At 70.7% G+C, this 12,830-nt stretch carries 14 protein-coding genes, 5 tRNA genes and 1 pseudogene; 15 read left to right on the top strand and 5 right to left on the bottom strand.

The annotated features are described in order from the left end of the window. The first annotated feature begins 2 nt into the window (after positions 1 to 2). The 5 genes from ACZ6TD_RS15935 (at position 3) to ACZ6TD_RS15915 (ending at position 484) form a co-directional block, all read left to right on the top strand. Positions 3 to 74: transfer RNA gene (locus ACZ6TD_RS15935), tRNA-Gln, on the top strand. Positions 75 to 124: 50 nt separating this feature from the next. After that, positions 125 to 197: transfer RNA gene (locus ACZ6TD_RS15930), tRNA-Glu, on the top strand. A gap of 31 nt (positions 198 to 228) precedes the next feature. Next, positions 229 to 301 (top strand) — tRNA-Glu (locus tag ACZ6TD_RS15925). A gap of 13 nt (positions 302 to 314) precedes the next feature. After that, positions 315 to 386, top strand: a tRNA-Gln gene (locus tag ACZ6TD_RS15920). 22 nt (positions 387 to 408) lie between these two features. Then, a tRNA-Glu gene (locus ACZ6TD_RS15915) sits at positions 409 to 484 on the top strand. Between the two features lie 63 nt (positions 485 to 547). On the opposite strand, the gene ACZ6TD_RS15910 is transcribed toward ACZ6TD_RS15915, so the two are convergent. Further along, a complete protein-coding gene (locus ACZ6TD_RS15910; RefSeq protein WP_191070204.1) occupies positions 548 to 1,189 on the bottom strand; it encodes a MerR family transcriptional regulator in 642 nt (213 codons plus the stop codon). A gap of 96 nt (positions 1,190 to 1,285) precedes the next feature. On the opposite strand from ACZ6TD_RS15910, the gene ACZ6TD_RS15905 reads away from it, so the two are divergent. Beyond that, positions 1,286 to 1,777 carry a DUF4188 domain-containing protein gene (locus ACZ6TD_RS15905; protein ID WP_471354541.1) on the top strand — a complete coding sequence of 164 codons (492 nt, stop codon included), beginning with the start codon at positions 1,286 to 1,288 and terminating at the stop codon, positions 1,775 to 1,777. Positions 1,778 to 1,807: 30 nt separating this feature from the next. Here the strand turns inward: ACZ6TD_RS15905 and ndgR are convergent, their stop codons facing one another. Continuing rightward, positions 1,808 to 2,524, bottom strand: coding sequence for an IclR family transcriptional regulator NdgR (ndgR, locus tag ACZ6TD_RS15900; protein ID WP_030834082.1), 717 nt, complete (start codon positions 2,522 to 2,524; stop codon positions 1,808 to 1,810). A 142-nt stretch (positions 2,525 to 2,666) separates the two neighbouring features. On the opposite strand from ndgR, the gene leuC reads away from it, so the two are divergent. The 4 genes from leuC to ACZ6TD_RS15880 all read left to right on the top strand — a co-directional run bounded on the left by leuC (position 2,667) and on the right by ACZ6TD_RS15880 (position 5,768). Further along, positions 2,667 to 4,097 carry a 3-isopropylmalate dehydratase large subunit gene (gene leuC / locus ACZ6TD_RS15895; protein WP_413103445.1) on the top strand — a complete coding sequence of 477 codons (1,431 nt, stop codon included), beginning with the start codon at positions 2,667 to 2,669 and terminating at the stop codon, positions 4,095 to 4,097. 6 nt (positions 4,098 to 4,103) lie between these two features. Beyond that, positions 4,104 to 4,697: a 3-isopropylmalate dehydratase small subunit gene (gene leuD, locus ACZ6TD_RS15890; RefSeq protein ID WP_471354539.1), complete on the top strand. Its 594-nt coding sequence runs from the start codon at positions 4,104 to 4,106 to the stop codon at positions 4,695 to 4,697. A gap of 124 nt (positions 4,698 to 4,821) precedes the next feature. Then, on the top strand, positions 4,822 to 5,067 hold the full coding sequence (locus tag ACZ6TD_RS15885) for an SCO5555 family protein (protein ID WP_191070200.1): 246 nt from the start codon (positions 4,822 to 4,824) through the stop codon (positions 5,065 to 5,067). A gap of 125 nt (positions 5,068 to 5,192) precedes the next feature. Continuing rightward, on the top strand, positions 5,193 to 5,768 hold the full coding sequence (locus ACZ6TD_RS15880; protein ID WP_471354536.1) for an HU family DNA-binding protein: 576 nt from the start codon (positions 5,193 to 5,195) through the stop codon (positions 5,766 to 5,768). A 363-nt stretch (positions 5,769 to 6,131) separates the two neighbouring features. Here ACZ6TD_RS15880 and cofC read toward each other — a convergent pair. Then, a pseudogene (cofC, locus tag ACZ6TD_RS15875) lies at positions 6,132 to 6,746 on the bottom strand (2-phospho-L-lactate guanylyltransferase); the annotation flags it as partial. A gap of 171 nt (positions 6,747 to 6,917) precedes the next feature. Here cofC and ACZ6TD_RS15870 point away from each other — a divergent pair. The 3 genes from ACZ6TD_RS15870 to ACZ6TD_RS15860 are packed head-to-tail and all read left to right on the top strand — an operon-like array spanning position 6,918 to position 9,881. Continuing rightward, on the top strand, positions 6,918 to 7,676 hold the full coding sequence (locus ACZ6TD_RS15870; protein ID WP_471354535.1) for a lysophospholipid acyltransferase family protein: 759 nt from the start codon (positions 6,918 to 6,920) through the stop codon (positions 7,674 to 7,676). Positions 7,677 to 7,723: 47 nt separating this feature from the next. Then, entirely contained in the window at positions 7,724 to 8,674 is a 951-nt protein-coding gene (locus ACZ6TD_RS15865) for an NAD(P)H-dependent glycerol-3-phosphate dehydrogenase (RefSeq protein ID WP_471357767.1), read from the top strand. A 34-nt stretch (positions 8,675 to 8,708) separates the two neighbouring features. Next, positions 8,709 to 9,881, top strand: coding sequence for a D-alanine--D-alanine ligase family protein (locus tag ACZ6TD_RS15860; RefSeq protein WP_471354533.1), 1,173 nt, complete (start codon positions 8,709 to 8,711; stop codon positions 9,879 to 9,881). Between the two features lie 32 nt (positions 9,882 to 9,913). Here ACZ6TD_RS15860 and ACZ6TD_RS15855 read toward each other — a convergent pair whose 3' ends face one another. Next, a complete protein-coding gene (locus ACZ6TD_RS15855) occupies positions 9,914 to 10,369 on the bottom strand; it encodes a DUF3515 domain-containing protein (protein WP_471354531.1) in 456 nt (151 codons plus the stop codon). Positions 10,370 to 10,431: 62 nt separating this feature from the next. Further along, positions 10,432 to 10,665, bottom strand: coding sequence for an Lrp/AsnC family transcriptional regulator (locus ACZ6TD_RS15850; protein WP_037948554.1), 234 nt, complete (start codon positions 10,663 to 10,665; stop codon positions 10,432 to 10,434). Between the two features lie 136 nt (positions 10,666 to 10,801). Between ACZ6TD_RS15850 and ACZ6TD_RS15845 the strand changes: the two genes are divergently transcribed. Together ACZ6TD_RS15845 and thiD are read left to right on the top strand one after the other, a co-directional pair. After that, positions 10,802 to 11,770 carry a thiamine-phosphate kinase gene (locus ACZ6TD_RS15845; RefSeq protein ID WP_471354530.1) on the top strand — a complete coding sequence of 323 codons (969 nt, stop codon included), beginning with the start codon at positions 10,802 to 10,804 and terminating at the stop codon, positions 11,768 to 11,770. A 116-nt stretch (positions 11,771 to 11,886) separates the two neighbouring features. Continuing rightward, positions 11,887 to 12,726 carry a bifunctional hydroxymethylpyrimidine kinase/phosphomethylpyrimidine kinase gene (gene thiD / locus ACZ6TD_RS15840; protein WP_471354528.1) on the top strand — a complete coding sequence of 280 codons (840 nt, stop codon included), beginning with the start codon at positions 11,887 to 11,889 and terminating at the stop codon, positions 12,724 to 12,726. Positions 12,727 to 12,830 lie beyond the last annotated feature (104 nt).

Raw genomic sequence — 12,830 nt, 5'->3', positions numbered from 1 at the left:
GGTGGGGTATGGTGTAATTGGCAGCACGAGTGATTCTGGTTCACTTAGTCTAGGTTCGAGTCCTGGTACCCCAGCAAGAGATCTCCCGGATGTTCGGTGGATCTCTTGATCAAAGCAGGACCAAGCCCCCGTTGTGTAGCGGCCTAGCACGCTGCCCTCTCAAGGCAGTAGCGCCGGTTCGAATCCGGTCGGGGGTACGGATCTCTTCGCAAGTCGGAGATCGCTAGAGCCCCCGTTGTGTAGCGGCCTAGCACGCCGCCCTCTCAAGGCGGTAGCGCCGGTTCGAATCCGGTCGGGGGTACTGGTCTATACCATGGGCTATGGTGTAATTGGCAGCACGAGTGATTCTGGTTCATTTAGTCTAGGTTCGAGTCCTGGTAGCCCAGCGCAGCACCTGTGCTGATTCAGGCCCCCGTTGTGTAGCGGCCTAGCACGCCGCCCTCTCAAGGCGGTAGCGCCGGTTCGAATCCGGTCGGGGGTACCAGCGAAAAGCCCTCCGCGACAGCGCGGGGGGCTTTTTCGTGTCTTTTCGTGCCCTGGCCCTCCATCACTCCTTGAAGCGACGGCCGGATTCCTCGGTTTGTGCGAGCCGCCGCAGGCTGAGCAGCACCGGTTCGTAGAGCACCGTCAGTGCCACCACCGCCTCGACCTGCTCGGGCGGGGTGTCGTAGGTCTCCACCAGGTCCAGGTCGGCGACGGCCAGTTCGCCCGCCAGCCGGGCGTGCACCAGCAGATGCTCGGTGTCATGGGGGTATCCCAGGCGGTCCAGGGAGGCGATGGCGGCCACCAGCATCCGGTAGGCGGGGGAGGTGTCGCCCAGCTCCTGGCCGTAGGACCAGCCCATCCGCCGCAGTACGGTGTCCACCTGCTCACGGGCGCGCGCCGCGTGCGGATCGTCCTCGTCGGGCTCGGGGCCGTGCGGCAGTGCCCAGACCGCGGCTCCCATCCGGGTGTTCTGGCTGAGCGACTCGTCCTCGGCGGCCGCCAGCACCTCGCGCGCCGTCGCCACCGGCATCCGGCCGACCTGGATCAGCGAGCGCACCAGCCGCAGTCTGCGCAGATGCTCCTCGCCGTACTCGGCCTGGGTGGCGGTGATCCGTTCTCCCGGCGGCAGCAGCCGTTCGCGCAGGTAGTACTTGATCGTCGCGGTGGGCACTCCGCTGCGCTCGCTGAGCTCCGCCAGTCGCATCCCTGTTGCACCTTCCATTGGAGAGTGGCACTATCTAAGAACTGGATAGCGCCGCTATCCAAGTCTATCCCGGACGTGGGGAACGAGGGGATCACCATGGGTGCCGAACTGCTCGCCGGCCGTATGACCGCCGAGGCCGAGGGAGGGGTCACCGTCTTCCTGATCGGCATGCGCATCAACCGCTTCCGCGCGCTGCGGAGCTGGCTGCCGGTCTTCCGGGCGATGCCGCGGATGCTCCGCGAGCTGTCGCGGGACGAGGGGAGCGGGATGCTGGGCCATCAGGTGCTGTTCGGCCCGGCGCGGGTGCTCTACGTGGTCCAGTACTGGGACTCGCACGAGCGGCTGCTGGAGTACTCGGTGGCCCAGGACAAGGAGCACCGCCCCGCCTGGGCGGCGTTCAACCGCCGGCTGCGGGAGGGCCGGGGCAAGGTCGGCTTCTGGCACGAGACCTATGTCGTACCGGCCGGGGCGCACGAGGCGGTCTACATCAACATGCCGGCGTTCGGCCTGGGCAAGGCCGCCGGAGTCGTCCCGGTCGGCCGCCGCGGTGACCGCGCGGCCGACCGGCTGAGCCTGAGCAAGGCGTAAAAGGACGCCATGGGCGCCGTAAGGCGCTCATCAGTTGCCCCGGCGAAGGGCGTCCGTCAGGCGGGCCGCCGCGTCGATGACCGCCTGGGCGTGCATGCGGCCCGGGTGGCGGGTCAGCCGCTCGATCGGTCCGGAGACCGAGACGGCGGCCACCACGCGGTTGGAGGGGCCGCGCACGGGCGCGGAGACGGACGCCACGCCGGGCTCCCGCTCGCCGATCGACTGGGCCCAGCCCCGCCGCCGTACGCCCGACAGGGCCGTGGCGGTGAAGCGGGCCCCCTGGAGTCCGCGGTGCAGCCGCTCGGGCTCCTCCCAGGCCATCAGCACCTGGGCGGCCGAGCCGGCCTTCATGGGGAGCGTGGAGCCGACCGGCACGGTGTCCCGCAGTCCGGACAGCCGCTCGGCCGCGGCGACACAGATGCGCATGTCTCCCTGGCGCCGGTAGAGCTGCGCGCTCTCACCGGTCACGTCCCGGAGATGGGTGAGCACGGGCCCGGCCGTGGCGAGCAGCCGGTCCTCGCCCGCGGCCGCCGCCAGCTCGGCCAGGCGGGGACCCAGAATGAAGCGCCCCTGCATGTCACGTGCCACCATCCGGTGGTGCTCGAGTGCCACCGCGAGCCGGTGTGCCGTGGGGCGGGCGAGACCGGTCGCCCCGACCAGCCCGGCGAGGGTGGCCGGACCGGACTCCAGGGCGCTCAGAACAAGAGCCGCCTTGTCGAGAACGCCGACGCCGCTAGTGTTGTCCATGGGACGATACTCGCGTCTCACAGTGTGAAACGCAAGTTCAATTTCCGGGGATACCCGCCACCCTGTAAATGGCGGACCCGCGGACCAGGGACGCACTCGACTCGAGTTTGGGCCGGCACTGGCGCCGGCCGGAGGGAAAACGATGGGACGGACACTCGCGGAGAAGGTCTGGGACGACCATGTCGTCCGGCGCGCCGAAGGCGAGCCTGACCTGCTCTTCATCGATCTGCATCTGCTGCACGAGGTGACCAGCCCGCAGGCGTTCGACGGCCTGCGCAAGGCCGGCCGCACGGTCCGTCGTACCGATCTCACCCTCGCGACCGAGGACCACAACACCCCCACCCTCGACATCGACAAGCCGATCGCGGACCCCGTCTCCCGCGCCCAGTTGGAGACGCTGCGCAAGAACTGCGCGGAGTTCGGTGTCCGGCTGCACCCGCTCGGCGATGTCGAGCAGGGCGTCGTCCACGTGGTGGGACCGCAGCTCGGACTGACCCAGCCGGGGACGACCGTGGTCTGCGGTGACAGCCACACCTCGACCCACGGCGCCTTCGGCGCGCTCGCGTTCGGCATCGGCACCAGCCAGGTCGAGCACGTGCTGGCGACCCAGACGCTGCCGCTCGCGCCGTTCAAGACCATGGCGATCACCGTCGAGGGCGAGCTGCCCGAGAGCGTCACCGCCAAGGACCTGATCCTGGCGATCATCGCGAAGATCGGCACCGGCGGCGGCCAGGGCTATGTGATCGAGTACCGCGGCCCCGCCATCGAGAAGCTCTCGATGGAGGCCCGGATGACCGTGTGCAACATGTCCATCGAGGCGGGCGCCCGCGCGGGCATGATCGCCCCGGACGAGACCACCTTCGCCTATCTGGAGGGCCGCCCGCACGCCCCCCAGGGCGCCGACTGGGACGCCGCCGTCGCGTACTGGCGCACCCTGCGCAGTGACGACGACGCGGTCTTCGATCGTGAGGTCGTCATCGACGCCTCCGAACTCGCCCCGTTCGTCACCTGGGGCACCAACCCCGGCCAGGGCGCCCCGCTGTCGGAGTCGGTCCCGGACCCGGCCTCCTTCGAGGACGCCAGCGAGAGCTACGCCGCCGAGAAGGCCCTGGAGTACATGGGTCTGACGGCGGGTCAGCCGCTGCGCGACATCAAGGTGGACACGGTCTTCGTCGGCTCCTGCACCAACGGGCGCATCGAGGACCTGCGCTCCGCCGCCTCGGTGCTGTCCGGCCGTGCGGTGGCCGACGGCGTACGGATGTTGGTGGTCCCCGGCTCGGTGCGGGTCGCCCTCCAGGCCGTCGAGGAGGGGCTGGACAAGGTGTTCACCGCCGCGGGGGCCGAATGGCGGCACGCGGGCTGCTCGATGTGCCTGGGCATGAACCCCGACCAGCTCGCGCCCGGTGAGCGGTCGGCGTCCACGTCCAACCGCAACTTCGAGGGCCGGCAGGGCAAGGGCGGCCGGACCCACCTGGTCTCGCCGCAGGTCGCCGCCGCCACCGCGGTGCTGGGCCACCTGGCCTCGCCCGCGGACCTGTCCGACGCCGCCGTATCGACTCCCGTGGGGGCCTGAGCAGTCATGGAAGCATTCACCACGCACACCGGCCGGGCCGTCCCGCTGCGTCGCAGCAATGTGGACACGGACCAGATCATCCCGGCGCACTGGCTCAAGAAGGTCACCCGCGACGGCTTCGAGGACGGACTCTTCGAGGCGTGGCGCAAGGACCCGGAGTTCGTGCTCAACAAGGCCGAGTACAAGGGCGGAACGGTCCTGGTGGCCGGTCCCGACTTCGGCACCGGCTCCTCGCGCGAGCACGCGGTGTGGGCGCTGCAGAACTACGGCTTCAAGGCCGTCGTCTCCTCCCGCTTCGCCGACATCTTCCGCGGCAACTCCCTCAAGAACGGACTGCTGACCGTCGTCCTGCCGCAGGAGACCGTGGACCGGCTGTGGAAGCTGGTCGAGGCGGACCCCGCCGCGGAGGTCACCGTGGACCTCGTCGAGCGCCAGGTGCGAGCCGAAGGCATCACGGCTGATTTTGAGCTTGACGAGAACGCCCGGTGGCGACTCCTGGAGGGGCTGGACGACATCAGCCTCACCCTCAGGGAGGAGGACGCGATCGCCTCGTACGAGGCGCGTCGCCCTTCCTTCAAGCCCAGCACCGTGGAGGTCTGACCCCCCGGTTCTCCCTGTACAGAGCGGGTTTGGCAAGATGCGCCGCCGGTCCTCGGACCGGCGGCGCATCGGCATGTTGAGGCCCCGTGAAGCGACAACTCGCCTCAGATGGCACAATCAGTGCATGGAACGCGACGGCCAACTCGAGCTCTACGGCATCGTCGCCGACCGGCTCAAGGAAGCGCACGCAAAGGTGCGCGCACTGCAAGTCCCGGAGGGCGTACGGATGGCGCTGTCCCGGAAGCTGCTGGTCATCACCTCAGCGGCGAAACACGATCTCGCAGATGCGGCAAAGCGTCTGGAGCGGTTGATGAACGACCTCGACGAGGGGCGTTTCCCCGAAGATCCCGACACCGACGGAAGTCCGTGACGATCGAGTGTGTTGCGGCACAAGGGTGATTAGCCCGTTTCGTGTTTGATTTGCGGTATATATCTGCCTAACGTGCGAAAAGGCTTGAACACATTGATTCCGGCAATGTCTCCGAAGGGGAAGACGTGAACAAGGCGCAGCTCGTAGAAGCGATTGCCGACAAGCTCGGCGGCCGTCAGCAGGCCGCCGATGCCGTAGACGCCGTCCTGGACGCCATCGTCCGGGCGACCGTCGCCGGGGAGCGAGTTTCGGTCACTGGATTCGGTTCGTTCGAGAAGGTGGAACGGCCCGCCCGGTACGCCCGTAACCCGCAGACCGGGGAGCGCGTGCGGGTCAAGAAGACCTCGGTGCCCCGGTTCCGTCCCGGTCAGGGCTTCAAGGATCTGGTGAGCGGCTCCAAGAAGCTCCCGCGCGGCGGCGAGGTCGCCGTGAAGAAGGCTCCCAAGGGCAGCCTCCAGGTGGCGGCGAAGAAGGCTGCGGCCAAGAAGGCGACCGCCAAGAAGGCACCCGCGAAGAAGGCGCCCGCCAAGAAGGCCCCCGCCGCGAAGAAGGCGCCGGCCAAGACCACGGCGAAGAAGGCGCCCGCCAAGAAGACCACGGCCAAGAAGGCACCCGCCAAGGCCACGGCGAAGAAGGCCCCGGCACGCAAGACGAGTGCCCGCAAGACCACCGCGAAGAAGACCACCGCCAGGAAGCGCTAGCCGGTGGCGCTCAGGCGCCCCACCGCATCCGCGCCGGGCCGGGCTCCCCGAGGGAGCCCGGCCCGCGGTGCTGTCGGCGCCTGGTCTCCCAGGGATTCGCGCGCAGAACCTCCGCGGGGCTCGGGTTCGTCCGCGGGGCTCAGAGCCTCACGGTGTTCAGAACGTCTGCAGCGTGACGAAGACGACCCGGCGCTGCTCGCCCTCGCCCTCCACCTCGATCCGCACCCGCTGCCCCGGGCGCAGCATCCGCAGCCCCCCGGCGTCGAAGGCCGCGGTGTCGAACGGCAGCGGAGTGCCGTCGTCCAGCAGCACGCTGCCGGCGCGGGTCTCGGGGTCGTACGTATAGGCGGTTCCCTGCATGTCCGCCAGCCTAGCCCTGGTGTGGGCGCCCACCCCCAGGGCCACCGCCGCGCGCAGATCCCCGGCCGTGTCCACGTCGCGCCGCACCGAGTCCACCCCCGCCAGCTCGATCTCCCGCGCCCCCGACGCCCGGTGCCGGTCCCGCGACGGGCCCCCGAAGGCGGGCGCCAGCTCGGCGCCGGGCGCCGCCGAGAGCAGCGTCGTGCCCACCCCCGCGGCATCCGCCAGGAAGGCGCGTGAGAAGCCGGAGGCGGCCTCGAGCACCAGGTCGAGCTCCACCGTCCGCAGCGCCGGGAGATCGGCGTTCAGCGCCGCCACGGCGGCCTCCGGGCGCTCCCCGCGGACCGCGCGGGCGCCGTGCGCCAGCGCCGCGTTCAGTCCGCGCCCCGGGGAGTCGGGCAGGATCCGGGCGCCGAGGGCCGACAGCTCACGTCCGGCAAGCGGGTCGTCGGTGACGACGGTCACCCCCCGCACCCACCGGCTCGCCAGCGCCGCGCCCACCGTGTCCTGGGCGAACGCGAGGGCGAGCGAGGCCCGGGGGCCGTCCCCCGCGGCGTCGGAGAGCCTGGTCTTGGCCCGTGCCAAGGGCTTCAGCGGCACCACGAGGGTCCAGGTCACAGGGGCTCCGTTTCTTCCCACGGACCTCATTCTGACCTGCTGCCCGGCTCGCCGAAGACGTGCGGGGTTACGGTGTCCTCGACAGACGGGGTGCCTGGAGCGACACTTGTGCGGCTGCTGGGGACGACAGCAAGCCAGCAGGTCAGCAGGGTCCAAGAGAGGATGTTCCGAGTGTCCGGCCGCAGAATCGGCTTCTGGTACCGCGTGGCAGCGGTCTTGTGCAAACCGCCGCTGGTGGTTCTGTTCAAGCGGGACTGGCACGGAATGGAGCACATTCCCGCCGACGGTGGATTTATCACCGCGATCAATCACAACTCGTATCTCGACCCGCTCTCCTACGCGCACTTCCAGTACAACACCGGAAGGGTGCCGCGCTTCCTCGCCAAGGCAGCCCTCTTCAGAGGCGGCTTCGTGGGCACCATGCTCCGCGGCACCGGCCAGATCCCCGTCTACCGCGAGTCCACCGACGCCGCCAACGCGTTCCGGTCCGCCGTGGACGCCATCAACAAGGGCGAGTGCGTGGCCTTCTACCCCGAGGGCACCCTCACCCGCGACCCGGACATGTGGCCCATGCGCGGGAAGACCGGTGCGGCGCGGGTCGCCCTGCTCACCAAGGCCCCGGTCATCCCCGTCGCCCAGTGGGGCGCCAACGAGGCCGTGCCGCCGTACGCCAAGGAGAAGCGGGTCCGCCTCTTCCCCCGTAAGACGCTCAAGGTGCACGCCGGCCCGCCGGTGGACCTGTCCGAGTTCTACGGCCAGGAGCCCACCGCGGAGGTCCTCAGGGCGGCCACCGACACCATCATGGACGCCATCACCGAGCTCCTCTCCGAGGTGCGCGGCGAGCCGGCGCCCGCCCAGAGGTACGACCGGCCCACCCGGTCCAGCATCGACGGCCCGCCGCTCCCGCTGGCCGATGAGGAGAGCAAGTGACGCGCTGCGCCGTCTTCGGCACCGGCTCCTGGGGCACCGCCTTCGCGATGGTGCTCGCCGACGCGGGGTGCGAGGTGACGCTGTGGGGGCGCCGGCCCGGTGTCGTCGAGGCCATCAACACCGGCCGCACCAATCCCGACTACTTCCCCGGGGTGCGGCTCCCCGACGGTGTGCGGGCCACCACCGACCCTGCCGAGGCAGCGGACGGCGCGGAGTTCACCGTCTTCTCCGTGCCCTCCCAGACGCTGCGCGGGAACCTCTCCGACTGGGCCCCGCTGCTGGCCGCCGACACCGTGCTGGTCTCCCTGATGAAGGGCGTCGAACTCGGCACGGCCAAGCGGATGAGCGAGGTCGTCCAGGAGGTCGCCAAGGCGCCCGCGGAGCGCGTCGCGGTGCTCACCGGGCCCAACCTCGCCAAGGAGATCGCCGCCCGGCAGCCCGCCGCCTCCGTGGTGGCCTGCCCCGACGAGAGCGTGGCCCGCCGCCTTCAGACCGCCTGCCACACCGCGTACTTCCGCCCGTACACCAACACCGACGTGGTCGGCTGCGAGCTGGGCGGCGCGGTGAAGAACGTCATCGCGCTGGCCGTGGGCATCGCCGACGGCATGGGCCTCGGCGACAACACCAAGGCGTCGCTCATCACCCGCGGCCTCGCCGAAACGACCCGGCTCGGCCTGGCGATGGGCGCCGACGCGCACACCTTCGCGGGCCTTGCGGGCATGGGCGACCTCGTCGCCACCTGCTCCTCCCCGCTCTCCCGCAACCACACTTTCGGCACCAACCTGGGCCGCGGGATGACACTGGAGGAGACCATCGCGGTCACCAAGCAGACCGCGGAGGGCGTCAAGTCGTGCGAGTCGGTGCTGGACCTCGCCCGCCGCCACGACGTCGACATGCCCATCACCGAGACCGTCGTCGAGATCGTGCACGACGGCAAACAGCCCCTCGTCGCACTCAAAGAGCTGATGTCCCGCAGCGCCAAGGCCGAGCGGCACTGACGCCGCGCGGACCGCAAGGTAACCTCAACGCGATATGAGCAGCCAGACCCCTTCCCCAGGCCCTGTCCCGGCTTCCTCCGGAGGCGAGCGGCGGAAGCCGCGCGTCGCCGTCGTCTTCGGCGGCCGCAGCTCCGAGCACGCCATCTCGGTGGTCACCGCGGGCGCCGTGCTGCGCGCCATCGACCGCGAGAAGTACGACGTGCTGCCGATCGGCATCACCACGGACGGCCGTTGGGCGCTGACCGCCGACGAGCCCGAGCGGATGGCCATCGCGGGCCGCGAGCTGCCCAGCGTCGAACGGCTCGCCGAGTCCAGCGAGGGCTCGGTCGTCCTCCCGGTCGACCCGGGGAGCCGCGAGGTCGTCTACAGCGAGCCGGGGGCGGTGCCCAAGGCGCTGGGCGACGTCGACGTCGTCTTCCCCATGCTGCACGGCCCGTACGGCGAGGACGGCACCCTCCAGGGGCTGCTGGAGCTCTCCGGGGTGCCGTACGTGGGCGCCGGGGTGCTCGCCTCCGCCGTGGGCATGGACAAGGAGTACATGAAGCGGGTGTTCGTCTCCTTCGGGCTGCCCGTCGGGCCGTATGAGGTGATCCGCCCCCGGGCCTGGGAGCAGGAACCTTCCGCCGCCCGCCGGAGGATCGTGGAGTTCGCCGAGGAGCACGGCTGGCCGCTCTTCGTGAAGCCCGCGCGCGCCGGCTCGTCCTTCGGCATCAGCAAGGTCGAGGGCCCGGCGGACCTGGACGCGGCCATCGAGGAGGCCCGGCGCCACGACCCGAAGGTCATCGTGGAGGCGCTGCTGCGCGGCCGCGAGATCGAGTGCGGGGTGCTGGAGTACGAGGACGGGCCGCGCGCCAGCGTGCCCGCCGAGATCCCGCCGGTCTCCTCCCACGCCTTCTACGACTTCGAGGCGAAGTACATCGACGCGGCGGACGGCATCGTGCCCGCGCCGCTGAGCGAGGAGCAGACCCGTCGGGTCCAGGAGCTCGCGGTGGCCGCCTTCGAGGCGGCGTCCTGCGAGGGGCTGGTGCGGGCCGACTTCTTCCTGCTGGACAGCGGTGAGTTCGTGATCAACGAGATCAACACCATGCCCGGCTTCACCCCGATCTCGATGTACCCGCGCATGTGGCAGGAGAGCGGCGTGAGCTACCCCGAGCTGGTGGACCGGCTGCTGGAGGCCGCGCTGCGCCGCTCGACGGGGCTGCGCTAGCCGGACGGCCGCGCCAGTCGCACGGGGCCGCGCTAGGCCACGCCCTTCGGGACCGTCTTCTTGACGGCGCGGGCGAGATCGAGCAGGGGGTTGATCTCGGGGGAGTACTTCCCGGGCACGGTCACCTCGACATAGGCCCGGCGCAGTACGGTGGTGAAGCGGTAGCCGTCGTCTCGCTTCTCCGGGAGCCACTCGACGCCGTTCACCTCGGCCGAATCGGTCTTGGAGCCCATCGCCTCCGGTCGGGGGACCCCGCAGCGGAGCTGCACGGCGGGGTCCCCCCACACGGCTGTGTAGTCCGAGGCGGGCTCGGCGGTGCCCCGCTTCAGCCCGTTCACGGTGTCGGGCAGTTCCTTGTGCAGCGCCCGGCATATCGCGGCCGCCTGTGGGGCCGGCGTGGGAACCGCGGGCGCTTCGGTGTCGTCGGAATCCCCGGTGAAGGAGCAACCCGCTACCGGCACCAGGGCCAGAGCCACCGTGGCGGACAACGGAACCAACCGTCGGGTGAGACTACGGTGTGCGGAATTCACCGGCCGATCATACGGGGGAGCTAGAGATGGACGACCGGGCAGGTCAGGGTACGGGTGATCCCTTCCACTTGCTGGACTTTCGCGACCACCATGCGGCCGAGTTCATCGACCGTGTCGGCCTGGGCCCGCACGATCACGTCATAGGGGCCCGTCACGTCCTCCGCCTGTATCACCCCGGGGAGCTTGGCGATGACGTCGGCCACGGTCGAGGCCCTGCCGACCTCGGTCTGGATCAGGATGTACGCCTGTACCACGGAACCTCCAGGGCGGCTACGAGGATCATGTGGAAAGAAGGGACGCCACGGTACCGCGTCGCCATGCGGCGCGGGGAGACCCGCGCGGGGAGCGCGGCGCGGCGGAAAGCGGTCACGAGCACGAAGGGGCGATGGGATGAAGGGCACCGTGGGCGAGTTGGGGGAGTTCGGGCTCATCAGAGAGCTCACCTCCCGGCTCACCACCACCCCGGCGGTGAGGTTGGGGCCCGGTGACGATGCCGCGGTCGTGGCCGCGCCCGACCGGAGGGTCGTGGCCAGTACGGACATCCTGCTGGAGGGCAGGCACTTCCGCCGGGACTGGTCCACCGCCTATGACGTCGGCCGTAAGGCCGCGGCCCAGAACCTGGCCGACATCGCGGCCATGGGCGCCGTGCCGACCGCCCTGCTGCTCGGCCTGGTGGTACCCGCCGATCTGCCGGTGACCTGGCCGGCCGAGCTGATGGACGGCATCCGCGACGAATGCCAGGTCGCGGGCGCGGCCGTGGTGGGCGGTGACGTCGTGCGCGGGGACACCATCACCGTCGCCATCACCGCACTGGGCGATCTGCGCAACCACGAGCCGGTCACCCGATCCGGTGCCCAGCCCGGCGACGTGGTCGCCGTCACCGGGTGGCTGGGCTGGTCGGCGGCCGGACACGCGGTGCTCTCGCGCGGCTTCCGCTCGCCGCGGGCCTTCGTCGAGGCGCACCGGCGGCCGGAGCCGCCGTACCACGCGGGTCCCGCCGCCGCGGGGCTGGGCGCGACCGCGATGACGGATGTGAGCGACGGGCTGGTGGCCGACCTCGGGCATATCGCGGAGGCCAGCAAGGTCCGTATCGATCTGCGCTCGGCGGACATCGACATCCCCTCGCAGATGTCGGACATCGGCCAGGCCGTGGGCGTCGATCCGCTCCAGTGGGTGCTCAGCGGGGGAGAGGACCACGCGATCGTGGCCACCTTCCCGCCCGACGCCAAGCTGCCGGCCCGCTGGAAGGTGATCGGCGAGGTGCTCAACCCCTCGGCGCTGCCCCAGGTGACGGTGGACGGAGCTCCCTGGGCGCACGGGGGCTGGGACCACTTCGGCGACGGTAAGGGCGCCGAGTGACGGTGCCGGGTGGCGGTGCTGGGTGGCGGTGCTGGGTGACGGTAAGGGCGCCGCGACGGTAAGGGCGCCCTGGGGGACGTTCGGGGGTGCCGGGAGCGCCGAGTAGATTCGGTGCCATGGCGCTACCTCCCCGTGTCCCCCGTCCCGCCCATGACGGCTCGGCGCCCGTGCGCGTCCTCACCGTCGCCGGATCGGACTCCGGAGGCGGTGCGGGGATCCAGGCCGACCTGAAGACCATGCTGTCCCTGGGTGCCCACGGCATGAGCGTGATCACCGCGGTGACGGCGCAGAACTCCCTGGGCGTCCAGGGCGCCTGGGAACTGCCCGCGGCGGCCGTGCGGGCCCAGTTCCGCAGCGTGGCCGACGACATCGGCGTCCAGGCGGTCAAGACCGGCATGCTGGCGACCGCCGAACTGGTCGAGACCGTCGCCGCGCTGCTCGCGGACCTCACCGCGCCGGTGGTCGTCGATCCGGTCGGCGTCTCCAAGCACGGTGACCCGCTGCTGGCCGCCGAGGCGCTGGACGCCGTCCGTACGAAGCTGCTGCCGACCGCGACCGTCGCCACGCCCAACCTGGACGAGGTGGCCCAGCTCACCGGCGTCCGGGTGGAGTCGGAGGACGACCAGCGGCGGGCGGCCGGGGCGGTGCTGGGGCACGGCCCGCGGTGGGCGCTGATCAAGGGCGGCCATCTGCCCGGCGGCGACGCGGTGGATCTGCTCACCGACGGCACCGAGGAGCACTGGCTCCGGGCGCCCCGCCAGGACAACCGCCATACGCACGGCACGGGGTGCACCCTCGCCGCGGCCATCGCCACGTATCTGGCGGGCGGATACGAGGTCCCCGAGGCCGTCACGGCGGCCAAGGACTACGTCACGGGCGCCATCGCGGCGGGCTTCCCCCTGGGCACGGGCATCGGCCCGGTCGACCACGGGTGGTTGTCGGAGCGGGCCGGCTGAGAAGCACGCGAAAGGCCGGTCCACGCCATAGGTGGACCGGCCTGGGCGTACCGGTTCCCGCTTGCGCGGGGAGGCCGTGCGACTAGAGGACTAGCGCGAAACCT

This window comes from Streptomyces yongxingensis, assembly GCF_055597465.1.
This window is presented reverse-complemented; position numbering and strand designations above follow the sequence as displayed.

Excerpts from the sequence above, each read along its gene's own strand:
- ACZ6TD_RS15910 (WP_191070204.1), bottom strand. The coding sequence starts at position 1,189 with ATGCGACTGGCGGAGCTCAGCGAGCGCAGCGGAGTGCCCACCGCGACG.
- ACZ6TD_RS15905 (WP_471354541.1), top strand. The coding sequence starts at position 1,286 with ATGGGTGCCGAACTGCTCGCCGGCCGTATGACCGCCGAGGCCGAGGGA.
- ndgR (WP_030834082.1), bottom strand. The coding sequence starts at position 2,524 with ATGGACAACACTAGCGGCGTCGGCGTTCTCGACAAGGCGGCTCTTGTT.
- leuC (WP_413103445.1), top strand. The coding sequence starts at position 2,667 with ATGGGACGGACACTCGCGGAGAAGGTCTGGGACGACCATGTCGTCCGG.
- leuD (WP_471354539.1), top strand. The coding sequence starts at position 4,104 with ATGGAAGCATTCACCACGCACACCGGCCGGGCCGTCCCGCTGCGTCGC.
- ACZ6TD_RS15885 (WP_191070200.1), top strand. The coding sequence starts at position 4,822 with ATGGAACGCGACGGCCAACTCGAGCTCTACGGCATCGTCGCCGACCGG.
- ACZ6TD_RS15865 (WP_471357767.1), top strand. The coding sequence starts at position 7,724 with ATGGTGCTCGCCGACGCGGGGTGCGAGGTGACGCTGTGGGGGCGCCGG.
- ACZ6TD_RS15860 (WP_471354533.1), top strand. The coding sequence starts at position 8,709 with ATGAGCAGCCAGACCCCTTCCCCAGGCCCTGTCCCGGCTTCCTCCGGA.
- ACZ6TD_RS15845 (WP_471354530.1), top strand. The coding sequence starts at position 10,802 with ATGAAGGGCACCGTGGGCGAGTTGGGGGAGTTCGGGCTCATCAGAGAG.
- thiD (WP_471354528.1), top strand. The coding sequence starts at position 11,887 with ATGGCGCTACCTCCCCGTGTCCCCCGTCCCGCCCATGACGGCTCGGCG.